Below are 25860 nucleotides of genomic sequence, written 5' to 3'. Positions count from 1 at the left end.
TTGGTGGGGAAGGGATTTGAAAACCTTCGATAGCCTAACGCTTCACGCCTGCATAGACGAGCTAAACAGCGCATTGGTGGGCGGGCAGATTCAGGAGGTACGCCAACCCGACGAGCGTGAGATTCTGCTAGGCATCCGGAATCGCGGTGCGAACCATCTACTGCTTCTTTCAGCACATCCCCAATTCGCCCGCGCCCATCTCACGTTAAAACGTCCACCAAACCCGCCCACACCGCCAACTTTCTGCATGGCTTTGCGCAAACATGTGGAAGGTTTGCACCTTCTGAAGGTGCGCCAGCTCGATTTTGATAGGGTTGTCTTTCTTGAAATCGGCCTCCCTGCCAACGGCCTCCCGTCAGCAACGCTCATTGGGGAGTTCATGGGGAAGCATTCTAATCTTGTGCTGGTAACGCCGGAGGGCACCATTCTGGATGCCGTTCACCGCGTAAGCCATCGTATTAACCGCGTACGCCAACTGCTGCCCGGACAACCTTACCAACTACCGCCGCCACAACCCGATAGGGTTAACCCTTTTACGCCACACGCCATAGACAAGATCTTACGCGAGCTGGAATCCATCCCTTCTAACGATGTGGAAAGTTTGGCAAGCGCCCTCATGCAGATCTATGCGGGGATATCGCCCTTCCTAGCACGAGAGATAGCAATGCGTGCTCTACATTACGAAGACAGGGCAGAGGGGTTACGCGTCGCTTGGGCCTCTCTTTTCGACGCGGCCGCACGACAGGACTACCAGCCTACACTTTTTCTTTCCGATGCCGGTACGCCGGTAGGTGCTTACCCATTTCCCTCGGTGCAGTGGCCCGATCACCAACAAAAACCCATGGAGAGCCTTCAACTTGCTCTCGACCAAGCCTATACCTTCCTAGTGGAACAGAGCGAACGAGAGTCACTAAGGGCAAACCTACGAGCCCGCATTGAGCGCGCCATTGCGACCTGGCAGAAACGACATGAAGGTGCCAAAAAGGCCCTAGAGGAGGCAGAGAAAGCCGACTTCTACCGTCAAAATGGGGAACTGATCCTTGCCAACCTTTGGCGCATTCAGCCCAACATGTCCCACGTCATCGTAGAGGATTTTTACGATCCCGATCTAAAGCCGCGCACGATCCCCCTCGATCCGCATCGAACCCCTCAGGAGAACGCGGAAAGCTGGTTTCAGCGCTACCGAAAAGCGAAAGTAGCCAGGGAACAGGAAGCACAGCGTTTAGCACAGGCAGAAAGTGCACTACGCCGACTTGAAGCGGCCCTTGTGGAACTGACTCAACTCGGCACCTGTGAAGCCATAAGGGAGCTAGGCGAAGAGCTTACCTTACAGGGCCTCCTGCCAAAGGAGAGCAGCGAGCGGGGACGCACCGAAGAGCCGGAGTTTGAGGGACACAAAATCCGTCGCTACTTCTCGCCCGAAGGCTATGAGATTCTCGTAGGCGAAACGGCCACAGCGAACGACTACCTCACCACGCGTGTCGCCCACCCCAACGACATTTGGTTGCATGTGCGTGCCGGAGTCAGTGCCCATGTGATCATTCGTACCCATGGGCAGCCAGAGCGTGTGCCGCGCTCGGTCATTGAGTTTGCTGCGCGGCTCTGTGCCCAACACAGCAAACAAAAGCATGCCGCGCTCGTTCCCGTAGATTACACTCTACGCAAGTATGTTCGCCGTCCGCGTGGGGCCCCACCGGGTGCCGCTGACTACTGGAACGAGCGCACCATCGAGGTCACCCCTTAAACATTGCAGCGCTTTCGCAGTGCGATTCGTATATAGTAGTTAAAAGCGAGATGCGGTCGAAACCGCAAAAATCTTAAAACTTAAAAAACCTCATAGTAGGGCGATGTCAACATCCCCGTTCCACACTACGTGGAACTGCTCGCCCTCGGTTGAAGGGAAAAAGTAGACTATGTTGCAAAAACCGCTTCCCCAGGAGATCGTGCAACTCTCTCCAGAAGAGACGGACGCGCGCATCGCTACGGCCCGGCGCTGTTTGGGAGAGGAGCTCATTATTTTGGGGCACCACTACCAACGCGATGAGATCATCAAATGGGCCGACTTTCGTGGCGATAGCCTTTTGCTTTCTCAGATCGCCGGTAAACACCCCGAAGCGAAATACTTTATTTTCTGTGGGGTTCATTTTATGGCCGAATCGGCCGACATCCTTACCCGGCCCGATCAGATCGTCATCTTGCCTAATATGAATGCAGGCTGTTCCATGGCCGATATGGCCAACATTGGACAGGTAGAGCGCGCTTGGGAACAGCTAGGCACCATCACCGATACGAGCCGCATTGTGCCGATCACCTATGTCAACTCAACGGCAGCCATCAAGGCCTTTGTGGGGCGCCATGGTGGGGCGAGCTGCACCTCTTCTAACGCGCGTAAGGTCGTGCAGTGGGCGCTCGAAAGAGGCGATAAGCTTTTCTTCCTTCCCGACCAGCACCTTGGACGCAATACCTGTGTGGCGTTAGGGCTTGATCCGGAGAAAGAGATGCTGCTGTGGGACCCCACCAAGCCCCTCGGTGGCAATAGCCCGGAAGATATTCGGGCGAAGCGCGTCTACCTTTGGAAAGGGCACTGCTCTGTGCACATGCGATTTACCGTGGAGCAGATTCGGCAAGCGCGTCAGGAATACCCCAATGTCAACGTCATTGTGCATCCTGAATGCACTCTGGATGTGGTGCAGGCCGCGGATGCTTACGGCTCTACGGAGTTCATTATTAAGACGATTCGCGCAGCGCCCGCAGGTACGGTGTGGGCGGTCGGAACGGAGATCAACCTTGTGAAAAGGCTTGCCGATGAGATGCCGGACAAGACGATCTTCTGTTTAGACCCCATTGTCTGTCCCTGCTCCACTATGTACCGTATTCATCCCCACTATCTGCTGTGGGCGATGGAATCGCTGGTGCGTGGCGAGGTGGTTAATAGGGTGCAAGTGCCACCGGAGATCGCGAAAGAGGCTCGCATGGCCCTTGATCGCATGCTGTCCATTGTTTAAGTCGGAACGCCCTCTTAACGCCTAAGAAGGCCTCTATGGGATAAACTGATTCAGGGAGCTTCAAAAAGGCTCCCGAACTTTTGACGACGGAGAACCTATGGCGAAAGTGCTTGTTAGCGATCCGGTGGCGGAAGCCGGAATCGCGCCTTTAAGGCAGGCAACAGGGATCGAAGTAGACCTTCGCCCTGGCCTCAAGCCCGATGAGTTAAAAGCGATCATCGGTCAGTACGATGCCCTCATCGTACGAAGCGAAACCAAAGTCACGGCCGAACTGCTTGCCTTTGCAGAACGATTGCGCATCATCGGTCGTGCTGGTGTGGGGGTAGATAACATAGATGTGGAGGCGGCCACCAAACGTGGCATCCTCGTGGTGAACTCGCCCGACGGCAACACCATTGCGGCGGCCGAGCTTACTGTGGGGCTTATTCTCGCTCTTGCGCGCCATATTCCTCAGGCAGACGCCAGCTTGCGTGCCGGTAAATGGGAACGCAAGAAGTTTCTCGGTAGGGAACTGCATGGGAAGACGATCGGCATTGTGGGCTTAGGGCGCATTGGCAGCGCTGTGGCTCAACGCCTTAAAGGGTTTGGCGTGGAGCTTATTGCCTACAATCCTTTCGTCCCAGAGACGGTTACACGCCAAATGGGCGTTGAGCCGGTAACTCTTGACGAGCTGGTGTCGCGCAGCGATTTCATCACCGTACATACCCCTCTCAATGAAAGCACGCGCGGGCTCATCGGCCCCGCGCAGTTCGCGCGAATGAAGGAGGGGGTCTACCTTATCAACGCTGCACGTGGAGGCATTATAGATGAGGAGGCGTTGGCGGAGGCGGTGCGCAACGGAAAAGTGGCCGGCTACGCGCTCGACGTTTTTACCACCGAGCCACCATCACCCGAAAATCCGCTTCTGCATTTCCCACAATCCGTAGTAACCCCCCATTTAGGCGCCTCTACGGTCGAGGCCCAGATCAAGGTCGCCGTGGACGTGTCGGAACAGATCGTTGAATTTCTCCAAGGGCGACCTGCCCGCTCACCCGTCAACCTCCCCAGCCTCTCTGAGGAAGAGCAGGCCCGTTTAGAGCCATTTCAGCATCTCGCGACGGCCATCGGCAACCTTCAGATGCAGTTAGCCCTTGCCCAGCAAAAAGAGCGTCCCATTGCCGCTGTAGAGGTGGTCTTTCATGGCGATTTCGGCGATCTGCCCACCCCTCCTATTACCCGAGCCGTGCTCTACGGGCTTATGCTCCCCGTTCATAACGGGCGGGTCAATCTCGTGAATGCCCCCTATCTCACCGAGATGCGCGGCATCCGGGTGCTGGAACAGCGTCGTGCGGCCACTCCAGATCACACCTGCTTGCTTTCCGTTCATGCGCATACAGCTGCCGGGGAACGCGTTATCTGTGGCACCGTCTACGGCAACGAACCGCACATTGTTCATATTGATGGCTACCATGTGGACATTGTGCCGCACGGATATATGATCATCACGGAGCATACCGATCGCCCAGGAATCATCGGAAAAGTGGGCACACTGCTGGGTGAGGCGGGCATCAATATTGCGGGCATGCATGTGGGGCGCGCCGCCATTGGGGGTCGAGCGATTATGGTGCTGATGATTGACGACCCAGTGCCCCCCGATCTGATGGAGCACATTCGCGAGGTGGGAGGCCTTGAGACCGCCTACTTAGTTAAACTCTAGGCGCTCTCCCAACAGAGCGGACGTCTAAATTCTTCTAGCCAACCGCTGTGATAACTCCTAGAAAGCGGTAAAATAGACAGATGCAAGGGGCACCATGATGTGGTGCCTCCCCCAAAATATAAAACTCCGAAGCACGAGGTGCATTTCTCATGGCAAAAAAGAAGATAGGTGTTGCCATTATCGGAAGTGGCAGCATCGCTACCTATCGTCACGCGCCCGAATATGCGGCCCATCCGAATGTCGAGATCATCGCCTTCGTTGACCCCGTCATCGAACGGGCGGAAAAACTGGCGAAGAAGTACGACGCTAAAGCCTTCCGCAGCCACGAAGAGGTTCTCGAATTAAAAAACGTGGATGCGGTTAGCGTCTGTACCCCTAACGTCTACCACGCTCCCATCACCATTGAGGCTCTCAAAGCGGGCAAACATGTTTTGTGCGAGAAACCGATGGCCACCTCCGATAAAGAGGCCCGTGAGATGATTAAGGCGGCCGAAAAGGCTGGAAAATTCCTCATGATCGGCCACAATCAACGCCTTGCTCCCCTCCACATAAAGGCCAAGCAGCTCATTAAAGACGGCGTGATCGGAAAAGTGATCACCTTCAAGACCTCCTTCTGTCACCCCGGCCCCGAATCGTGGTCTATCGAAGGCCCGACGGGTTGGTTCTTTGATAAGAAGAAGGCCTTTGTCGGCTCTATGGGCGATCTAGGCGTACATAAAGCCGACCTGCTGCGTTGGCTGCTAGGGGAAGAGATCGTGGAAGTTGCCGCCATGGTGGACCACTTAGAGAAGCCGATGGGCGATGTAGACGATAACGCGGTCTGCATACTACGAACGGAGAGCGGTGCGATGGGCACCCTCACCGCCTCCTGGACACACTACCCAGGTGAAGATAATGCGACCTATGTCTACGGTACCCTCGGCCAGATTCGCATCGGCACCGATCCCCGATTTAGCGTGATCGTCCACCTCAAAAACAAAGAGAAGCAGTTTTACGAAGTGGGGGCGCTTCAGACGAATGAAGAGGGTGGCCAGTCCGATTCAGGGGTGATTCGCGCCTTTGTGGAGTCGATCCTTACCAATACGCCCCCGGAGATCAACGGAGAGGAGGGGCGACGGGCGTTGGCGATTATTCTGGCGTGCCTTAAGTCCTCCGAGACCAAAAAGTTCGAGAAGGTCGAAATTTAACATAGATTCTCGTCTCAAGCGGCAGCAGGTCTGTCAAACGACAGACCTGCTTTTTTAGTGGACACTAAACGAGGCGTGGCCTCTTAACTACTGGGCATCATGCCATTCAGCGCCCATTGAGGATCGAAGGGACCTTTAGCATCTCCACTTCAGCAAGGTCGAAACCGAAGTGTTCGTGCGGAAATTCGCCCTCAAAGTATGCATTGGGAACTGTTGCGCACCATCCAGCGCTCCACACCAACGCATTTTTTGCTTGGTGAAACAGAGACACCAGCATTTTGGAGAAGCTCGCCCTTCAACCCGGGTTGATTTCATTCGTAGCGAACGCGCACCGGCTTGCCGGTTTCCACGCTCTCGTTGCCCGCAAGGGCTACAAGGGTCGAGCGAACGCCATCGGCATAGGGGCAGAGAATGCCGGAGGCGTCGCCGCTCTTAACGGCATCAATGAAGGCACGGTCTTCTTTTGCGAAGATGTCTTCGATATCGCCCCGAATCTCCTCCGTTCCCGGCTCGTTGTGGCGATAGATCTGCACATGGTGCGCCCACTCTGTGAACTTTGCCGTATGCTTGCTCGCCCAGATGTTCAAGAAAACACCGCCCCCCTGCTGGGTAGCACAGCAAGACATGATGTTTCCCACGGCACCACTTTCAAACTGGAGCGACATCACCATGGCGTCATCAAGATTGTAGTTCGACACAAGGTTAGGCAGCTTTTGGTTAAAGCCGCGTGCAGCGAAAGCGAACACCTCTACGACCTCGCCCATAAGGTAGCGGGCGAGATCTACCGTGTGGATAACCTGCTCCACCATCTGCCCGCCACTTTTCTCCTTCACCGGCCACCATAACCCGATGGGGTTATTCGCAAAATAGTCGCCCTCACGCTGCAGTGGCGGCCCTCCGATCCAGCCACCGTCCAAGAGAATCCCCGTATCTCCTTTCAGGAGCTCTCTTACGCGATTAACCGATTTGCGGTAGCGATTCATGAAGCCCGCCGAGGCGATGAGTCCCGAAGCCGTTACCTCCTTGCTAAGCTTGCGCAGATCGTCTGGATAGAGGCCGAGCGGCTTCTCCACCAAAAAGTGAACGCCGGCTTCGATACAGGCGCGCTCCGGCGCCCCATGAGCGTAGGTGGGAATTAAAATGTAGGCGGCGTCGAGCTGTTCCTTCTTCAGCATGGTGGCGGCATCGTCGTAAACGTTCCCACCACCGTACTCCTCCGACCTTTTCTTAGCGCGCTCTACCACAATGTCGCAAAACGCGACGAGCTCTACGTCGTCCCACTTAGAAAGATGGGGCAGGTGAGCACGTGAGATACCCCCACATCCGATAAACCCTACACGAACTTTGTCTTTTGGCATCGTCTTCTCGCCAACTCCTTATTCTAGAGCTAATCGTTGAGACCGTTCATCGGCACGTGATGAACTTTTCTAAATGAATAATTCTCCACCGTCTTCGCCTTCTCCTGCCTAGCAGTCGCTTCGCGATCGAGCAGATGTCCATTATCTCCAAGAAACGCCCACAATCGCAGGCACTACGAGCGTAGTTCAACGCCATTTTGGCGAAACCTCCATCGCGCTACCGTAGTCTTGAATCCAAAAGCCTTTTAGGCGCAACTCCTCGATACCTAGGAGGCGCTTTTAGGGTGACAATGGTGTAAAATTAATTCGTGGGCATTAGTCCCCAGATTTGAGGAGATACGTACTCTATGAAACCGTTTGGGCGTTTTTGTGTTCTCGCAACTCTGCTGCTGTGCGCTGCTCCCCTCTATGGTGCGCAACAGCCCCAACAATCGCCGCAAAAACAGCAGGTCTCATCACCATCACAAAAGGTTACCTTGGCTATCCGTGCGAAGGAAGGCCAGATCGCACGCTATCGGCAAGTGGCCGATCTAAAGGTCTCGGCGCAAGGAATGAGTTTAGCGCTGCAAATAAAACAGACGCAACGCGTGAAGTTCACCAAGGTAGACCCTTCGGGTGACATCACCCTAGAGCAGACCACCGAATCGGGTGAAATCACCACCAACGGCCACTCTACCCCTTTACCCGATGAAGAGAAGACGACGGATGTGCTCGTCATTCATCCCGATGGCACGTTGGCCTCCTATCAATCTGCCGATGGCGAAGCACAGGCACGCGATTCGGTACGCCTGATCGAGGCTACCAGCGTGGTTTTCCCCAAACAGCCTGTTGGAGAGGGCGATAGCTGGAGCTACACTTATCAGCCAAACGACAAACTCGGCATCCGAGCCGGTAAGGCCGATTTCAAAATTGACGGGGAGGAGACCGTTGCCTCTGCTGACACCTTTCGTGTGGAACTAAGTTTCACCGAAACCTCTGGAGAACATCCGATCACGGCAAAGGGCACGCTGTGGATTGAGAAGTCCAGCGGAGACACCGTCAAATCCGATCTGCAGGTGGACAACGTGCCCTTTGGTGGACCGGACGCCCCAACGCTCGCCAGCGGCCACTTCACCTCCGAGCGAACTGAGGGAAGCCCTCTTGGCGATGTGAAGACTGGTGGGGTGGCATCGGCCTCCGAAGCCCCTAAGCCAAAAACCATAGATGAAGTGGTACAAGGCTTTGAGAAACTTCCAGGGTTTGTGACCATCTACCGCAAAAAGACGGATGAGGGCGACATCATCTATATGGAGATCCCGGAGGACCTGCTAAACAAGCTCCTCTTCATGGAGGTTACAGCGCGCACCGGTACCTCGGCGCAGATCGTGGCAGGCACCCCCATCAACGATCTGTTGTTCAAATTCGTCAAAACGCCCGACGGCAAACTCACCATCGTGGTGCCCAACATTAACTTCCGGGTGCGCCCCGATACGCCCTTAGCACGGGCGGTAAAGCGCTCCTTTGCCGATGCAGAGCTAGAATCGTTTGTTATCAAAGCACAACAACCCGACCGAAAATCGCTCTTAATTGACGTAAGTGACCTCTTTAAAGGAGACATCGCTCAGGTCACCGATATCTTTTCTAATCCCCTGGGTGGACTGCTCGGCGGTGGTGGCGGAGGCTATACCCTCGACCGCAGCAAGACCTACGTTACAAGCATTAAGAACTTTCCGAAAGACCTTGTGGTAGAGACCCACTATAACTTCATGAAGATCGGGCGTGGTGGAGGAACCAGTTTAGCGGATCTGCTAGGCGGCTCAAGCAGTGTGCTTGCCGACGACCGTTCTATTCCCTTCATCGTTAACTACACGTTGTTTCCCCTTCCCACCGATAACGGGTATATGCCGCGCCTTGCCGACCCTCGCGTGGGCTATTTCCAAGTGGATTTTCAGGATCTAGACGACGACTCGAAGTCCGATCAGTCCGTGCACTACATCTATCGGTGGCATCTGGTTAAAGCCGACCCCAGTGCCCCGCTGTCGGAACCGACTCAGCCCATTGTGATGTGGCTCGACAATGCCATCCCGCTGCAGTATCGCGAAGCCATTAAGGAGGGCATCCTCTACTGGAACCGAGCGTTCGAGAAGATCGGTTTTAAAAACGCTATTGTGGTGAAGCAGATGCCCGACAACGCCGACTGGGATACGGCCGATATGCGCTACAACGTCGTGCGGTGGGTTACCTCGCCCTCCAGTGGTTACGCGGTCTCCCTTATGCGAGTTAACCCACTTACCGGTCAAATTCTTAATGCCGATATCACCATTGATGCCAACCTTGTGCGCTTCACGAAGGTAGAACAGCAGGTGGAGGTAGACCCCGCCTCCTACTTCAACGAGATGATGCAGCCTCTCTCACCAAAAGAGCTTTTGAAGCGCTCCCTGCAGGAGATGCGCTGCGATATGCCCGCTGAAGGGGTTCAGAACGCTTGGTTCGGCAGCATGGCGTTGAAACTCTTGGAGCCGGCAGGCCTCATAAAAACCGACGAAACCGCCTATGTGAACGCCTATCTGCGCTCCGTGGTGGCCCACGAAATGGGGCATATTCTTGGACTACGCCATAACTTCGTTGCCAGCACCTATCATAACCTCGATCAGCTCAAAAACGAGCAGATCATAGATAAAACCGGCATCTCCGCCTCGGTAATGGACTATCTACCATTCAATATCGCGGCACTGCACCAACGTGATGTTGCCTTCTGGACGCCCCGTATCGGGCCTTACGACGAGTGGGCCATCAAATACGGCTACCTGCCCATACCCGGAGCCAAAACGCCAGAAGCCGAACTGTACACGCTGCACCAGATCGCTTCGGCTTGCAATCTGCCGGGACACGCCTACGAAAGCGATGAGATCGCCGACCAGTTCGACCCCGATGTCGCTCGTTTCGACTTAGGTGCCGATCCGCTGACCTACTGGAAACGCTCTCTCGATCTCTCGCGCTACCTTCTACTCACCCTCTCCAAGCGGGTACCGGCACCGGGCCAGAGTTACTGGGAGTTCACTCGCGATTTCAACGGGCTCTTGAACATCCATGTCGCGTCAGCTGCACGTGCTGCGCGCTACATCGGCGGCCTCTATGTGAACCGTAACCAGCGCGGCGACTACCTTGAACATCCTACACTACTTCCTATCCCACGATCGCAACAGGAGGCTGCACTTCGGCTCGTCTGCACCTATATGCTCAGCTCCGACGCCTTCAAATTCCCTTCGAGCTACTACACCCACTTTACTACCAACCCAAATGCCGGGTTCGCCGTTATGCTGCAACGGCAGGACTACCCTATTTTCGACACGATCTCCCGCGCTCAAGAGAGCTGTCTTCGCTACCTTTTCAGCTCCATCACGCTCGATCGCATCGTGAACAACGAGTTCAAGGTTGGTGCTGCAAACACGCTACCGCTTACCGAGCTTTTCCATACGGTGAGTGCAGCCGTCTGGTCAGAGCTAGCCCATGGGGAGAACATCAACGCCTTACACCGCGATCTGCAGCGCACCTACATAGACATTATGTCGGATATGGTTGTGAATCCAACCAACCCAGCCCCAGAGGATGCCAAAATGCTAGCATGGTATCAGCTGCGTACCCTGCGTGATGAGATAGAGGCCAGCCTGAAGCGGCCGCACGATGAGTATACACGCATTCATCTTGCCGACTGCCTTATGCGCATCAATCGCGCCCTTCATGCCCAACAGATCATCGGAGGACCGCAAGGGGGCTCCGCAAGCTCACTGCTTCAACTCCTTCTGGGCGACCAAAAGCAGAAGTAACTCGAAACCTTAAAAACAAGAGGGGGTAGCTTCTTAGAAGAAGCTACCCCCGTCTTTGTCAAAGCTGTGGGCGCGGCATTTCAAACATGGCATCCGGACGAGCCCGCACATACCAATCGCCTCCCATGCGCCCAATGTAGTCTACGCGCGTAGCATCTATCCGACCATCCGGCAGAAGCAGCGAGCGTGCCACATGAAAATAGAGCACTTCGCCAATAATATAGTTGGCCGAGATGGGGCCACCGCCATGCTCTACAATCTGAAACAGGCGACACTCCATTGCCATAAGGCTCTCTGAAACCCGCGCGGGCTTCACCTTCACCGAGGGTGCCGGCATAAAGCCCGATTTTTCCCATTCGCTGACGCCGTATGGATAGTCAGCAGAGGCCTGATTCATCCGCTCCGCCATAAAATAGCTCACCACCGAGATGGTGTATTCCCTCGTGTCACGAATGTTCACCAACGTATCCTTGGGTTGCCCATAGCGATTGTTGGTAGGGGAGATGACCACTGAAGGGGGGTTCGAGCCTCCGGCCATGAAGAAGCTGAACGGAGCCAAATTGGGCACGCCCTCTTTAGAAAGCGTTGAGACAAAAGCGATGGGCCGCGGAGCTACATGATGCAATAGCAGGCGGTAGACCTCCGGTGGCGTGAGATCAGAAGGGTCTATGCCCACAAACTCTTGTGTATTAGATGTGTTTTCCATAAAATTGCTTCTTAACTCCGTGGAAGCCAGCTCTTTGGATAGGTAGGATCGTCAAACGCGAGGGCGGCTTCGGTGATCTGCAGCGGATAAAAGGTGTCGAGCATCACCGCCATCTCCTCTGTACGTTTTAGGCCTATGCTTGCCTCGACGGCACCAGGTTGAGGGCCGTGAGGGAGCCCAGCTGGGTGGTGAGTTATGGAACCGCGTTCGATGCCTCGGCGACTGGAGAAGTTACCGTTCACATAATAGAGCACCTCATCGCTATCCACATTACTATGATTATAGGGAATGGGTATCGCCTCCGGATGATAGTCCAACATTCTAGGTACGAACGAGCAAACAACAAAGTTGGGGCCGGAAAAGGTCTGGTGCGTTGGCGGCGGCTGGTGCAAGCTGCCGGTTATCGGCTCGAAGTCGCGAATGTTAAATGCCCATGGATAGAGATAGCCATCCCACCCCACTACGTCGAAAGGATGAAAGCCGTAATGATAGGCGGTGAGGGCGCCCTGAGCTTTGATACGCACCTCGAAATGTCCCGTCTCTTCGTGCACCTCCAGCGTCTCCGGAACGCGAATGTCACGTTCACAAAACGGAGCATGTTCTAACAGTTGACCGTACTCATTGCGATACCGTTTCGGTATCTCTATCGGCCCTCCAACCGCCTCAACGACTAGAAGCCGCACGGGGGAGCGTACGAGTTCTAGCTGATAGATAGTGCCTCGCGGAATAACAAGGTAGTCGCCCTCGTCAAACGCTAGCGGCCCGAACATGGTATGCAACGTGCCCTGCCCTTCATGCACAAAGATCAGCTCATCGCCATCGGCATTTTTGTAGAGATAGGGCATAGTGAACTTGGGACAACATATCGAAAGGGTGACATTGGCGTTCACCAACAAAGGAATGCGACCGGAGATAGCATCGCCCTGCGGCTGCGCACCTCCTGTACGCAGATGGTGATGGCGTAACGCCTGCCGATTAGCCAGCGCCGGCCGGAGATCCATGAGCGGCTCGAAGTTCTGAACCTGCGTGGGCGGATGGAGATGATAAAGAATGGAGGCGATACCAGAAAACCCCTTGGTTCCGAACACCTGCTCGCTATAGAGCGAGCCATCGGACTTCCGAAACTGGATATGGCGTTTTCGCGGAATGGTGCCGCGTTGGACATAGTGTGGCATGGCTTTCCTCCTGCCCTACCAAATATCGAGGTGCCGAAACTCCGGATGGGAGCGGTACCGACGTCAAAAACGACTTATGAATATTTAGGCATTCTATAGGTCACTTCCTTCTTTCATCTTCTCTATGTTAGGCCCAAACCCACAACCACCCCTAGCACCTATTCCACAGCCTTCCGCAATGAGCGGCAGCCAAATTCTCTCAAATAAATGCGAGATTTTGTCTATGCACAAAAAATTGTCTATGATCTATTGCGCTCCTGTTCGCTCCTGTGTTAGAATAGAACTACCATGAAGCAGACCCTGGTGCTACGCCTTGAGACGAATGAAGACCAACAGCGTGCGCTGCTGGAGACCATCGAGGCTTTCAACGGTGCCTGTCAGCACGTGGCCGATGTGGCCTATGCCTATCGCATTGCCAACAAGCTGGCACTCCAACCGCTGGTCTATCAAGAGCTTCGCAATCGCTACGGGCTCTCCTCGCAAATGGCTGTGCGCGCCATCAGCAAGGCGTGTGAAGCCTATAAGGCCGACAAAAGGGTTCATGTGCAGTTCGAACCCCATGACCCGATGGTGCTTGATCAGCGATTGGTTTCGTTTCGAGGGCTAACGCATGTTTCGATGCTGTGCTTATCGGGGCGCCACTACATTCCTTTCCGCTTCGTGCGCTATGCGCCAGCCCGCCCCGATCGCATTCCCGGGCAAGCCGACCTCGTCCTTGAAAACGGAGAGTTTCTGCTTCATGTGTGTATAGACATGGCAACACCGCCACCAGAACCGACGGAGATCGAAGAGATCACGGAGGCCACCACAGCACAAAAAGAAGATGAACACGCAGAAAGGAACGAATCGGAACATGTCGGAGGAGACAGCTATTCAACAGCAGACTCTGGCAGCCTATCAGCAGACGATCATAGCCAGTCAGCAGGCCATCACGGCCACGCAACAGACGATTCTCACCACGATGGAGCAGCTCCAATCGCAAATGGCCACCATGGAGATGGTGCTCGTAAACCAAGAGCGCATCCAAAATCGCCAAGAGGAGATCGTGGATAACCAGAAAGAGATCGTGAGCAATCAAAAAGAGATCATCGGTAACCAAAAGGAGATCATTGGCAATCAAAAAGAGATCATCGGCAATCAAAAGGAGATTATCAGCAACCAAGAGCGCATTCTCACACGTGAAGAGAAGATTCTTGAAAATCAACAGACACTCCTACACAATCAGAACGAGATTTTGGGCAACCAGAAACGGATTCTGGCTGCGTTAAAACTATCTTAAGGAGTTGAAAGTCACGATGCGTTATCATCAGCCTTCTCCCACCTATGCTGTACTCGCGCCTTTTGCCCTTTTTTTAGGTGCGTTAGGCCTTTGGTGGCTGCTGTGTGCACTCCATAAGCTGCCTGCAACCGTCTTTCCTACCCCGTCTGACGTTTGGCATGGTTTCCAAGAAGAATGGCGCTCTAGTCGCCTGTGGCAAGACATCATCGTCTCTCTATGGCGTGTGGCAGCCGGATTCAGCCTCGCCGTTTTCCTTGGTATTCCCATGGGACTATGGCTTGGAAATAGCCCTTGGGTACGAACCGCTCTTCTACCGATCATCAACTTTTTCCGTAACCTATCCCCTCTCGCCTGGATAGGCTTTGCCATAACCTGGTTCGGTGTGGGCGACCCTCCGGCCATCTTCCTCATCTTCTTGTCGGTGTTCTTCCCCATGGCCGTCTCGGTGGCCTCAGCCGTGGCCGCCATTCCGGAGGTCTATTTCCGTGTAGCGCATGACTTCGGCATCCGAGGGATACGCCGCATTCTTCTCGTTACCTTGCCAGCCATCACGCCGCAACTTATTACGGCCTTACGAGTAACTCTTGGCATTGCCTGGGTCGTGCTGGTGGCCGCCGAAATGGTGGGTACCCGCAGCGGCCTTGGTTTTGCCATCTACGACGACCGCAACGCCCTACGCCAAGATCTCCTGGTAGTGCACATGGTGGTTATTGGGCTTATCGGGGTGTTTATGGATAAGCTGGTTCTACAGCTCTCCAAATCGCCCTCGGTACAGTGGGGCTATAGAAACTGAGGAGCAGACTATGACCTGGATCAAGATCGTACAACCCAACGAGTCGCCGGCGGTTCTAGAGGCGATGCAGAAGCAGGGTCATCTGTATCCACCAGAGTACAAGCTACCGGTGGAGGCAGTGAAAGGCGAGAGCATTGTGCTCTCCCACAGCCTGCTGCCAGAAACCCTCTATCATGCCTTTGCGACCTTCGGCACCCTTATGTCGCCGGAACTGCCGCTTTCGCGCAAGCAGCACGAGATGATCGCCGCCACCGTTTCCGTGCTCAACCACTGTTTCTATTGAACGGAGTCACACGTAGAGTTTCTACGTCGCGTTACCAAAGACGATGCGTTGGCAAACGCCATTCGCGAAGATTATCGAAAAGCCGACCTAGACCCTGCCGATAGGGCGATGTTGGACTATGTGGCCAAACTGACGCTTGAACCGGCCTCCGTAAGCCGAGAGGATATTGAGTGCTTGCGCTCGCACGGTTTCGATGACAAGGCTATTCTACAGATCAACCTTATAGCTTCTTGGTTTAACTATATTAACCGTGTTGCGGACGGTTTGGGCGTGGGGCGGCCCTAGAGAACCATAAATTAGGAAAGGGGTTTTTATGACACGAAGCGACCTCGCAACGATTCATACAACAGCACAAATACAGTCTAGCGATGTACCGGCGGTTGCCATTAAGCAGTTAGAGCACGCCTACGGCAACCTAAGCGTTATCGAAAACTTCAACTTAGAGATCAGGCGTCATGAGTTTTTGGCCATCGTTGGCCCCTCCGGCTGCGGAAAAACTACCCTTTTAAGTCTCCTTTCCGGTTACGAACAGCCTACAAAGGGGTCTATTGCGCGCCTTGGAGAGGTTCGCATGATCTATCAACAAGGCGGGCTTTTTCCGTGGCTCACCGTGGCCGAAAATATCGGCTTAGGCCTAAAGCGCTTGCCAAATGCCAAAGAGCGGCAAAAAAAGCTCGAAGAGATGCTCGCACTCGTGGAACTACCCATGTTCGCCGATAGCTACCCACACCAGCTGTCGGGCGGAATGAAGCAACGCGTGGAGCTTGCTCGCGCGCTGGCCGACGACAGCGACATCCTGCTTATGGACGAGCCCTTCTCTTCACTCGACTACATCGCCCGACTGCAGTTACGCCAGGAGTTGGGCCGCATTCTCTCGTTACGCCCACGCACCGTGGTGCTTGTAACGCACGATCTGGAGGAAGCCGCCCATCTGGCCGATCGGGTTATCGTGCTTTCGGAACGTCCGGCCCGTATACAATGCGAGTTGGTGGTTAACGCCCCGCGTCCTCGCAATCTTACTCATCCTGCTGTTATCGAAACGACACAACGCCTTTTAATCGAAATGGGATTGGAAGGAGCACCAAAATGAGATCTACGCTATGGAAACAGTTTCAACGTTCCCCGCTTTTGCAGGGCTGCTTTGGCATGGTTCTCTCGCTGTGTGTGCTTGGCACCTTGCGGTTTTATCCAAATATCGCCGAGGCCCTGCAACGACACAACGGCCCGCGAGAGGTGCTAAAGGTGGGCTTTTTGCCGGTTACCTGCCATCTCACCTGTCCCGTCACAGACTACGCCACGCGAACCAGTAAGTTCGCTCGGTTTGAGTCGTGGCGCTTTATGGACTTTCCTACCCTCTGTGAGGCCTTCAAATCAGGGCGATTACAGGCTAGCTTTATTTTAGCCCCGCTTGCCATGAAGCTTGTGGAAGAAGGGGTACCGTGCAAAATCGTCTATCTTGGCCATCGCGACGGCTCCACGCTCATCGTACCTAAAAACAGCAAGGCCAAAAGCCTACGCGATCTCAAGGGCTGCACGCTTGCCATCCCCAGCTTCACCAGCAACCAGTATCTCGTTTTACGGCGTCGAATGGAGCAGGAAGGCATGCAGCCTAACGACATCAAGTTTGTTCAGATGGCTCCGCCCGATATGCCAGCAGCGCTGGCAGCGCACGCCATAGATGCCTTCTTCGTAGGCGAACCCTACCCCGGCAAAGCTGAAATGATGGGCATTGGAAGGCCGCTTTACTACGCAAAGGACCTGTGGCCGGGATTTGTTTCCTGCGTTCTGGTGGTTAGCGACAAGCTGATTCACTCCAACCCGCGCCTCGTTGCTGACCTGGTGCGCGGCATCGCCGACAGCGGCGCATGGGCCGACAAACATCGGATTGAAGCGGCGCAAGTGGTCGCTCCCTACTATCGCCAAGACCCAAAACTCCTGCGCTATGTGCTGACCACCCCACCCGATCGCGTAAGCTATTCGATGCTCACACCGACCGACAAGGACATGGAGGATATTATGGACGAAGCGGTGAAGGTGGGTGTTTTAAAGCACAAGCTTCCGCTTTCAGCTTTCTTAGACCGAAGCTTTATTCCTAGACACATCGTGCCCATAAAGATCACGCCGCCGCCCACCACCGCCCAAGCGGGATGAACCGTTTGAGGAGGGTTTCGTCGTAAAAATATAGGTGGGAAGTCACCGGATAGATGCCAGGAATCACCAGTCTCTTGCGGACATTTATCGCCGTGAAAATAGAACGATCCGGGGCTTCCCACCAAAAACAGCTTGCAAGGGAGGAAACAGAAAGATGCGTACTGTTGTCACCCAAATGGTGATTTCGATGGGTTTGTTCGCCCTGCTTTTGGTGACAGCACCGGCGCAAGCACAAATCTACCGCCCCACGAAGTTCCAGCAAGACCTCAGGAGGGCGCAAACACATCTGGCGGCCATGCAGCGACTGCTGAATCGTGTAGCGGCGCATCGCTCCAGCTCTAAAGCAAGACAACATACAACGCGACCGTCTCACCACTCGGCTAACACGAATCGGCACAAAGACGGTCACAATAAGAAGCACTAGCAGAGTTACGCAAACCTAAGCCTCTAGACGAAACGGGAGGGACGCCGGCGCTGCAGTTCCTCCCGCTGTTTCTGAAAGACAAAGTGCATGATCTCCTCTTGCTCCCAAGGCTCAGGGGCCAGAAAACTGCAGGCAATACGAACGCCCAGCCCACAACGCGCTAAGATGCGATCACAGGTAAGCACGCGTGCGCGCAACCGAGCTTTTTCTAACCCGATGATAGGTAGGTGCACCGTCACCATCGTTTGAGGCGCTAGAAGCTCCGACAACATGGCCGCCGCTTGAGGGCTTCCCTCACAAAGCAGTTCCGCACGAAAGCCACCTGCAGAGAGGTCGCACAACACTGCATCGAAGCGTTGTCTCTGAGTTTGCCGATCTGAACGCTCTGATGGCTTCACGACCTCTTCAGCAATCTGATGAACGGACGTCTCCTCCATGCGTTCTAGCACGATAGGCAACGCAACGGCAACACGAGCGTACTGGCGACGTTGAATGCGCACAGCCCAAAACGGACGAGTTGTCTTTATTAAAAGACCTTGGGCATGGCTACGGATTCCGCAGAGTCGAACCTCTGCACGATAGATTGCGGCCTCTCCAGTCATTTCGACAAAGAGTAAGTTTCCCTTCTGCAGCCATTCGACCGCTGTTTCCGGCAGGCAGCCCTTATCAAGGTCTGATAAGAAATAGAGGTGATAGCGCTTCACCGCCCATAGGGTAGCGGGAATGCAGATCGGCTCGGCACCTATTTCGCCCGGCGGCCGCAATACGAGACATGGATTATTCGTCTGCCACAACAGCTCGGCAGAGACCATCATCCCTTCAGAGCGGCGTTTAAGCCGTCGCCAAGTGTAGTAGCGGATGCTCGATTGCCAGAGACCGATTAAGGTAACGCTCAGCGCCCCAACAATGGCGGCCCAGAAAGCGGCCACGCTTTTCTCCCTTCGGCTAGCCTTCAGAATTATGATTCGCTAATTCCACGTTATTCTTTAGGCATGTTCTCTTTCCTAAAGCGTGGAGATGATAGGTACGGAGGGCAGATCACAGTTAGCAAAGCAAGATACAAACGCATATTTGTTTCTTACCAGCAGGATATAGACGACGAAGCGACGAATTTAGGAAAGAATTTTCCGGAGGACTTTTTGCCGATGTCGGTTCAATCGCTCTCCGAGCCTAACTCTCTTCGTGATCTCACATCGCGTCAGCTACAGGGTGGATTAGCTGCCTGGCTAGGTTGGCTTTTTGATGGAATGGATAGCACGCTCTACGTGCTGGTTGCTGGTTCGCTGGTGCCCATGCTGGTACCTGCAGGCACAGCCAAGACAACGATAGTGCACATCGGCAGCTATATTCAAGCGGCACTTTTGGTGGGGTGGGCGCTAGGAGGCACCCTTTTCGGTCGCGTGGGCGATAGGATAGGGCGCAGTCGCACCATGGCGCTAACCATTTTGCTTTTTTCGCTCTGCACTGGGCTTTCCACATTGGCTCCCAACTGGCAGACGTTTTTAGGGCTTCGTTTCCTGGCCGCACTGGGCATTGGCGGAGAGTGGGCGGCCGGTTCCTCTCTCGTGTGCGAGACATGGCCAAAGCGTTGGCGCCCATGGGTAAGCGCCACCTTACAATCGGCCTTTCAATGCGGCATTTTGATAGCGACTTTAGCAGCTGGGGTCTTCGCGGCAAACCCGCGTCTGGTGTTTTTGGTGGGGGCTTTGCCGGCCCTCCTGGTTTATTGGATTCGCCGTGCTGTCCCTGAACCAGAAGAATGGACTACCGCAAAACAGCAGCAGCCCGACCCACCGGTTATCGAGCTATTTCGCGGCCCGGTGCGTCGTACCACTATTCTCTCCCTACTTATCTGCTCTGCCTCGCTCACCACCGTTTGGGCGCTCATCTTCTGGTATCCTCAGCAGTTACGGCAACTCCCCGACATCGCGCATTGGAGCGACGTACAAAAGCAACACTATGTGGCTTTGGCCAGTCTCATCACCACCATTATGGCCATCGGGGGCAACTACTTCGCAGCTTTTCTCGCACATCGGTACAGCTACAAAATCGCCATCTCCATTACCTTTATTGGGGCATGGCTTGGCATGTTAGCGGCCTATGCGTTTCCGCACAACCATGTAACGATTCTGTACTACATCATCTGGGCTCATTTCTTTTCTCAGGGCGTCTTTGGGCTATACCCGCTCTACATCCCCCCGCTTTTTCCAACCCTTCTGCGTACCACAGGTGCCGGTTTTAGTTACAACACCGGTCGCATTGTGGCGGCCATTGGCACCGTCGTTTTTGGGGTTCTGGCACCCGTCTCCAATTTTGCACGGGCGCTCGTATGGGTCGCGTGGCTTTACATACCGGCTCTCCTCATCGCGCTTCTCATTCCTGAACCTTCTCAGGAGGGGCTACCGCAGTAAGCGACGCGTTAGCGTAGGGTTCAGAATTAGCGCAGGCATCTTTTTTCTGCAGACAAAGCAAACCGCCGAACGATCGCAGGGATCGTTCGGCGGTTTTTGCAGAGATTCTGGCAGCGTCCTATCTTCCCAGAGGGTTGCCCCTCCAGTATTTTCGGCGCAGACGGCTTTCACGACCGTGTTCGGGATGGGAACGGGTGGGGCACCGTCGCCATGGCCACCAGAAGAGGGAAGTGCACGAGGCACAAACTGAAGGGAAACGCGTAGCAGCGTAGGAGCGCAGACGATATGCGGATGCAGTTTTTACACGCGCTCTCTTTCTTGGAAGGTATCCGGGAGGAAAGAGAGGGTGCGCGTACAGCGAGGGATAGCGCTAAAGACCTCGGTCACTTAGTACGGGTCGGCTCAACATGTCACCATGCTTACACCTCCCGCCTATCAACCCGGTAGTCTGCCGGGGACCTTACCAGCTTCACGCTGTGGGGATTCTCATCTTGGGGCGCGCTTCGCGCTTAGATGCTTTCAGCGCTTATCGCTTCTGGACGTAGCTACCCAGCGTCTGCGCCTGGCGGCACAACTGGTACACCAGAGGTCCATCCAACCCGGTCCTCTCGTACTAGGGTCAGCCCCCCTCAGAATCCCTGCGCCCACCGCGGATAGGGACCGAACTGTCTTACGACGTTCTGAACCCAGCTCGCGTACCGCTTTAATGGGCGAACAGCCCAACCCTTGGGACCTGATCCAGCCCCAGGATGCGACGAGCCGACATCGAGGTGCCAAACCTTGCCGTCGCTGTGAGCGCTTGGGCAAGATAAGCCTGTTATCCCCGGGGTAGCTTTTGTCCGATGAGCCCTGGCACGCCCACGCGTAGCCAGAGGATCACTAGGCCCGACTTTCGTCTCTGCTTGGCCCGTCGGCCTCACAGTCAAGCTGGCTTATGCCCTTACACGCACTGCCTGATTTCCAACCAGGCTGAGCCAACCTTTGGGCGCCTCCGTTACCTTTTAGGAGGCGACCGCCCCAGTCAAACTGCCCACCTGCCACGGTCTCCGCAAAGGCTCACTTTGCGGGTTAGCGTAGCGAATACAGAAGGGTGGTGTTCCATTGGCGCCGAAGCTCCCACCTACGCTCTACATCCATATTCGCCACGCAATGACAGGTTGCAGTAAAGCTCCACGGGGTCTTTCCGTCCTGCGGCGGGGAATGCGCATCTTCACGCATGCTACAATTTCACCGAGTCTCTCGCTGAGACAGCGGCCAAGTCGTTACGCCATTCGTGCGGGTCGGAACTTACCCGACTAGGAATTTCGCTACCTTAGGACCGTTATAGTTACGGCCGCCATTCACCAGGGCTTCAGTTCGGGGCTGCACCTTGCGGTTGACCCCTCCCGTTAACCTTCTGGCATTGGGCAGGCGTCAGCCCGTATACGTCGCCTTTCGGCTTAGCACAGACCTGAGTTTTTGGTAAACAGTCGCTCGGCCCATTTCACTGCGGCTCCCCTTGCGAGGAGCACCCCTTCTCCCGAAGTTACGGGGTCAGTTTGCCTAGTTCCTTAGCGAGAGTTATCTCGAGCGCCTTCGTATCCTCTACGCGCCTACCTGTGTCGGTTTGCGGTACGGTCGAATGTAGGCTCCAGACCGGCTTTTCTCGACCCCTCTTTTGCCCGCTTCGCTTTGCCCCGAAGGGCTCCACTAGTGGGTTACCCCAACGTGCAACCAGCTGCACGACGGACGCCAGAGAAGTGTCCCCGGCCATTCAACGCCTACACCCGGTTCCGGAATATCAACCGGACAGCCATCAGCTACGCCTTGCGGCCTCGCCTTAGGACCGACTAAACTTAAGAGGACGAGCCTTCCTTAAGAAACCTTAGGCTTTCGGCGGACGGGATTCTCACCCGTCTTTTCGCTACTTATCCCGGCATTCGCACTTGCGTTCCCTCCACCGCGGCTTTCGCCTACGGCTTCACCGGAGAACGCAACGCTCCCCTACCCGTAGCCCTTGCGGGCCACGCCTTCGCTTCGGCAGTGGGCTTAAGCCCCCTTACATTATCGGCGCAAGGACACATCGACCAGTGAGCTATTACGCACTCTTTAAATGGTGGCTGCCTCAAAGCCAACATCCTGGTTGTCTGTGCACCCTCACATCCTTTCACACTGAGCCCACATTTGGGGGCCTTAGCGGAAGGTCTGGGTTGTTTCCCTCTCGACTATGGAGCTTATCCCCCACAGTCTCACTCCCATTCTGTGGTGTCTCGCCATTCGGAGTTTGGTTGACTTCGGTAACCCGGGAAGGCCCCTAGGTCATCCAGTGTCTCTACCTGCGAGACAGAACGAATGAGGCTGCACCTCAATGCATTTCGGGGAGAACCAGCTATCTCTGCGTTCGATTGGCATTTCACCAGACTACCCACAGTTCATCCAAGCACTTTTCAACGTACACTGGTTCGGGCGTCCACGGGCGCTTAAACCCGCTTCCCCCTGACCATGGGTAGATCACGCAGTTTCGGGTCTACTGACGGCAACCTTAACGCGCCCTATTCGGACTCGCTTTCGCTCGGCCTACGCCACAGAGTGGCTTAAGCGGCTACCGCCAGTAACTCGCCGGGTCATTATGCAAAAGGCACGCCATCACCTCCCTAACGGGAGGCTCTGACTGTTTGCGGGCTGACTGGTTTCAGGTTCTCTTTCACTCCCCTCCCGGGGTGCTTTTCACCTTTCCCTCACGGTACTGGTTCACTATCGGTGGCGATGTGTATTTAGCCTTAGGAGGTGGTCCTCCCAGATTCCCACAGAATTCCTCGTGTTCCGTGGTACTTGGGTACCGTCTAGAGCCGACACAACGTTCCATACGGGGCTCTCACCCTCTATGGCACGCCGTTCCAGGCACTTTCTAGAACACCGTATCGGTCCCCGTATTGACGGCCCCGCAACCCCGACAGGACAGGCCTGTCGGTTTAGGCTGTTGCCCGTTCGCTCGCCGCTACTTAGGCAATCGCATCTGCTTTCTTTTCCTGAGGGTACTTAGATGTTTCAGTTCCCCTCGTGCCCCTCCCGCAAAGCGGGATGACGGGTCGTTACACCCGCCGGGTTGCCCCATTCGGAGATCGGTGGATCATCGCTTGCTTGCAGCTCCCCACCGCGTATCGCCGCTTGGCGCGTCCTTCATCGGCACATCGCCCCAAGGCATCCACCAGCAGCCCTGTGTATCTTTAGCTGCTTCCTCTGCTGCACACGCTCACCCTCTTTCCACCCCGATACCTTGCGATATCGCGCGAAAGATGAGCGTTTCCACAGAAGAACTGCAGCCGCGCTTGTAGCATGCGCTCTATGCTGCTTTCATCTTCTTTCTGAAAGATGCTGCGTTTCCACTATTCAGTTATTAAAGTGCTTCGTTCTGACCCTTGCCATCTCTGCTGCAAGAGGCCCCGCCTCTTCGGCGGTCTCGCGCGTTCTCTGCGTCGCGCGGCGAGGTTTAATCTACCACATCCCTTTCCCTTTTGTCAAGGGTGGTCGTGCTTCCTTTTTGCAGGTGGAGGCTAGCGGGATCGAACCGCTGACCTTCTGCGTGCAAAGCAGACGCTCTCCCAGCTGAGCTAAGCCCCCAAAACCCACCGCTGTGGCGGGATGGGCCTATGAGGATTCGGACCTCAGACCTCACCCTTATCAGGGGTGCGCTCTAACCAGCTGAGCTATAGGCCCGCGGCCGTCAACATGTCCTAAGAACGTCGCGTGGACGGAAGCGCTTGCGCTTATCACAGACCAGGTATCGACATCAAGGTGGTAGGAGGTATGTAGAGAGGCTGAAGGTTTCAGCACTCCTCTCTATCCTCCCCCCATAACCCTTAGAAAGGAGGTGATCCAGCCGCACCTTCCGGTACGGCTACCTTGTTACGACTTCGTCCCCCTCGCTCCCCACACCTTCGGCGGCTAGCTCCCCTTGCGGGGTTGCCCCACCGACTTCGGGTGCAGGCAACTCAGGTGACGTGACGGGCGGTGTGTACAAGGCCCGGGAACGTATTCACCGCAGCTTCGCTGATCTGCGGTTACTAGCGATTCCGACTTCACGCAGGCGAGTTGCAGCCTGCGATCTGAACTGTGGACGGATTTTTGGGATTGCCTCCCCCTCACGAGTTCGGAACCCTCTGTCTACCGTCCATTGTAGCATGTTTGTAGCCCAGGGCGTAAGGGCCATGCTGACTTGACGTCATCCCCACCTTCCTCCGAGTTACCCCGGCAGTTTCCCAAGAGTGCCCGGCACTACCCGATGGCAACATGGGATGGGGGTTGCGCTCGTTGCGGGACTTAACCCAACATCTCACGACACGAGCTGACGACAGCCATGCAACACCTGTGTCGGCGTCCCCTTGCGGAGAACGTGGCTCTCACCACGGTGCGCCGCATGTCAAGCCCTGGTAAGGTTCTACGGTTTGTGACGTATTAAACAACATGCTCCACCGCTTGTGCGGGCCCCCGTCAATTCCTTTGAGTTTCAACCTTGCGGCCGTACTCCCCAGGCGGGATACTTACTGCGTTAGCGACGGCACCAGAGGAGTCGATACCCCTGACACCTAGTATCCATCGTTTAGGGCTGGGACTACCGGGGTATCTAATCCCGTTCGCTCCCCCAGCTTTCGCGCCTCAGCGTCAAGACAGCCCCAGGAGACCGCCTTCGCCACGGGTGTTCCTACCGATCTCTACGCATTTCACCGCTCCACCGGTAATTCCATCTCCCCCTAGCTGCTTCAAGAAGAGCCGTATCTACCGACCTTTTGGGGCTGAGCCCCAAACTTTTACAGTAGACGCGCTCCCCCGCCTACGCGCCCTTTACGCCCAGTAAATCCGGACAACGCTCGCCCCCTCCGTCTTACCGCGGCTGCTGGCACGGAGTTAGCCGGGGCTTCTTCCTTGGGTACCGTCACTTCCTTCTTCCCCAAGAAAAGGAGTTTACAACCCGAAGGCCTTCCTCCTCCACGCGGCGTCGCTGCGTCAGGGTTTCCCCCATTGCGCAAGATCCCTAATTGCTGCCTCCCGTAGGAGTCTGGGCCGTGTCTCAGTCCCAGTCCGGCTGACCATCCTCTCAGACCAGCTACCCGTCGTCGCCATGGTAGGCCGTTACCCCACCATCTAGCTGATAGGACGCAGGCCCCTCCTCAAGCCCGTGGCTCTTCGCCCGGTTTTCATCGTACAAAGATGCCTCCGTACGACACCATCCGGTATTAGCACCCCTTTCGAGGTGTTATCCCGGTCTTGTAGGGCAGGTTGCCTACGCGTTACGCGACCGTTCGCCGCTAGAAGAACCCCTTGCGGAGCTCTCCCCGCTCGACTTGCATTTCTTAGGCACGCCGCTAGCGTTCGTCCTGAGCCAGGATCAAACTCTCCGTTGAAAACCGTTATGTCAAGTCGGTTCTTTGTTTTGGCTTCCAGCTCTTAGTGGACGAGAAAAAGCCCACACATGGAGAGGATGCCATCAACAAATCCGACTTCGACTTCGAGATGTTTTATAAACCTGGCTGTTTCTATAAGGCGCAAGGTCACTCTCTTCCCCTCAACAGGGAAGTATCATGACGTTGCTCCGTCACACGCGACTCA

The 25860-nt window shown here is 55.3% G+C and carries 18 protein-coding genes, 2 tRNA genes and 3 rRNA genes; 14 read left to right on the top strand and 9 right to left on the bottom strand.

The annotated features are described in order from the left end of the window. The first annotated feature begins 16 nt into the window (after positions 1-16). The 4 genes from CCALI_RS12110 (at position 17) to CCALI_RS12095 (ending at position 5888) form a co-directional block, all read left to right on the top strand. Positions 17-1744, top strand: coding sequence for an Rqc2 family fibronectin-binding protein (locus tag CCALI_RS12110; RefSeq protein ID WP_016483764.1), 1728 nt, complete (start codon positions 17-19; stop codon positions 1742-1744). A 169-nt stretch (positions 1745-1913) separates the two neighbouring features. Further along, positions 1914-3005, top strand: coding sequence for a quinolinate synthase NadA (nadA, locus tag CCALI_RS12105; RefSeq protein WP_016483763.1), 1092 nt, complete (start codon positions 1914-1916; stop codon positions 3003-3005). A 97-nt stretch (positions 3006-3102) separates the two neighbouring features. Next, on the top strand, positions 3103-4701 hold the full coding sequence (gene serA, locus CCALI_RS12100; RefSeq protein WP_016483762.1) for a phosphoglycerate dehydrogenase: 1599 nt from the start codon (positions 3103-3105) through the stop codon (positions 4699-4701). A 149-nt stretch (positions 4702-4850) separates the two neighbouring features. Next, positions 4851-5888 (top strand): Gfo/Idh/MocA family protein, encoded by a 1038-nt coding sequence (locus CCALI_RS12095; RefSeq protein WP_016483761.1) that lies wholly within the window; start codon positions 4851-4853, stop codon positions 5886-5888. A 311-nt stretch (positions 5889-6199) separates the two neighbouring features. On the opposite strand, the gene CCALI_RS12090 is transcribed toward CCALI_RS12095, so the two are convergent. After that, entirely contained in the window at positions 6200-7246 is a 1047-nt protein-coding gene (locus tag CCALI_RS12090; RefSeq protein WP_016483759.1) for a Gfo/Idh/MocA family protein, read from the bottom strand. Between the two features lie 347 nt (positions 7247-7593). On the opposite strand from CCALI_RS12090, the gene CCALI_RS12085 reads away from it, so the two are divergent. Next, positions 7594-11052: a zinc-dependent metalloprotease gene (locus tag CCALI_RS12085; RefSeq protein ID WP_016483758.1), complete on the top strand. Its 3459-nt coding sequence runs from the start codon at positions 7594-7596 to the stop codon at positions 11050-11052. 58 nt (positions 11053-11110) lie between these two features. Here the strand turns inward: CCALI_RS12085 and CCALI_RS12080 are convergent, their stop codons facing one another. Both CCALI_RS12080 and CCALI_RS12075 read right to left on the bottom strand, forming a co-directional pair. Beyond that, positions 11111-11758, bottom strand: coding sequence for a flavin reductase family protein (locus CCALI_RS12080; RefSeq protein WP_016483757.1), 648 nt, complete (start codon positions 11756-11758; stop codon positions 11111-11113). A gap of 11 nt (positions 11759-11769) precedes the next feature. Further along, on the bottom strand, positions 11770-12933 hold the full coding sequence (locus CCALI_RS12075) for a homogentisate 1,2-dioxygenase (RefSeq protein ID WP_016483756.1): 1164 nt from the start codon (positions 12931-12933) through the stop codon (positions 11770-11772). A gap of 288 nt (positions 12934-13221) precedes the next feature. Here CCALI_RS12075 and CCALI_RS15425 point away from each other — a divergent pair, with 288 nt between their 5' ends. The 8 genes from CCALI_RS15425 (at position 13222) to CCALI_RS16220 (ending at position 17863) form a co-directional block, all read left to right on the top strand. Then, positions 13222-13986: a hypothetical protein gene (locus CCALI_RS15425; protein WP_052572410.1), complete on the top strand. Its 765-nt coding sequence runs from the start codon at positions 13222-13224 to the stop codon at positions 13984-13986. Beyond that, entirely contained in the window at positions 13931-14212 is a 282-nt protein-coding gene (locus CCALI_RS16400) for a hypothetical protein (RefSeq protein WP_156415934.1), read from the top strand. The genes CCALI_RS15425 and CCALI_RS16400 overlap by 56 nt, the downstream gene beginning before the upstream one ends. 16 nt (positions 14213-14228) lie before the next feature. Next, a complete protein-coding gene (locus tag CCALI_RS12060) occupies positions 14229-15005 on the top strand; it encodes an ABC transporter permease (protein WP_016483754.1) in 777 nt (258 codons plus the stop codon). A gap of 10 nt (positions 15006-15015) precedes the next feature. Beyond that, positions 15016-15288 (top strand): carboxymuconolactone decarboxylase family protein, encoded by a 273-nt coding sequence (locus tag CCALI_RS12055; protein ID WP_044949217.1) that lies wholly within the window; start codon positions 15016-15018, stop codon positions 15286-15288. Between the two features lie 48 nt (positions 15289-15336). Next, entirely contained in the window at positions 15337-15573 is a 237-nt protein-coding gene (locus CCALI_RS12050; RefSeq protein WP_044949215.1) for a carboxymuconolactone decarboxylase family protein, read from the top strand. A 28-nt stretch (positions 15574-15601) separates the two neighbouring features. Then, positions 15602-16378: an ABC transporter ATP-binding protein gene (locus CCALI_RS12045; protein ID WP_016483753.1), complete on the top strand. Its 777-nt coding sequence runs from the start codon at positions 15602-15604 to the stop codon at positions 16376-16378. After that, positions 16375-17439 carry an ABC transporter substrate-binding protein gene (locus CCALI_RS12040; protein WP_016483752.1) on the top strand — a complete coding sequence of 355 codons (1065 nt, stop codon included), beginning with the start codon at positions 16375-16377 and terminating at the stop codon, positions 17437-17439. Before CCALI_RS12045 ends, CCALI_RS12040 begins: the two co-directional genes overlap by 4 nt. 154 nt (positions 17440-17593) lie before the next feature. Then, on the top strand, positions 17594-17863 hold the full coding sequence (locus CCALI_RS16220) for a hypothetical protein (RefSeq protein WP_016483751.1): 270 nt from the start codon (positions 17594-17596) through the stop codon (positions 17861-17863). Between the two features lie 23 nt (positions 17864-17886). Here CCALI_RS16220 and CCALI_RS12030 read toward each other — a convergent pair whose 3' ends face one another. Next, a complete protein-coding gene (locus tag CCALI_RS12030; protein WP_016483750.1) occupies positions 17887-18792 on the bottom strand; it encodes a PilZ domain-containing protein in 906 nt (301 codons plus the stop codon). A gap of 216 nt (positions 18793-19008) precedes the next feature. On the opposite strand from CCALI_RS12030, the gene CCALI_RS12025 reads away from it, so the two are divergent. Then, entirely contained in the window at positions 19009-20274 is a 1266-nt protein-coding gene (locus CCALI_RS12025) for an MFS transporter (RefSeq protein ID WP_016483749.1), read from the top strand. Positions 20275-20379: 105 nt separating this feature from the next. Here CCALI_RS12025 and rrf read toward each other — a convergent pair. From rrf to CCALI_RS12000, 5 genes are all read right to left on the bottom strand, one after another. Further along, a 5S ribosomal RNA gene (gene rrf / locus CCALI_RS12020) occupies positions 20380-20496 on the bottom strand. A 145-nt stretch (positions 20497-20641) separates the two neighbouring features. Beyond that, a 23S ribosomal RNA gene (locus tag CCALI_RS12015) occupies positions 20642-23485 on the bottom strand. Positions 23486-23801: 316 nt separating this feature from the next. Next, positions 23802-23874: transfer RNA gene (locus CCALI_RS12010), tRNA-Ala, on the bottom strand. Positions 23875-23896: 22 nt separating this feature from the next. After that, a tRNA-Ile gene (locus CCALI_RS12005) sits at positions 23897-23970 on the bottom strand. 147 nt (positions 23971-24117) lie between these two features. Continuing rightward, a 16S ribosomal RNA gene (locus CCALI_RS12000) occupies positions 24118-25655 on the bottom strand. Together the 16S, 23S and 5S rRNA genes with 2 tRNA genes alongside form the textbook arrangement of a ribosomal RNA operon. Positions 25656-25860: the final 205 nt, after the last annotated feature.

The organism is Chthonomonas calidirosea T49 (assembly GCF_000427095.1).
In the GTDB taxonomy this organism is placed as follows: Bacteria; Armatimonadota; Chthonomonadetes; order Chthonomonadales; family Chthonomonadaceae; genus Chthonomonas; species Chthonomonas calidirosea.
Note: the sequence above shows the minus strand (reverse complement) of the source record. Positions and strands in the feature narration are given on the sequence as shown.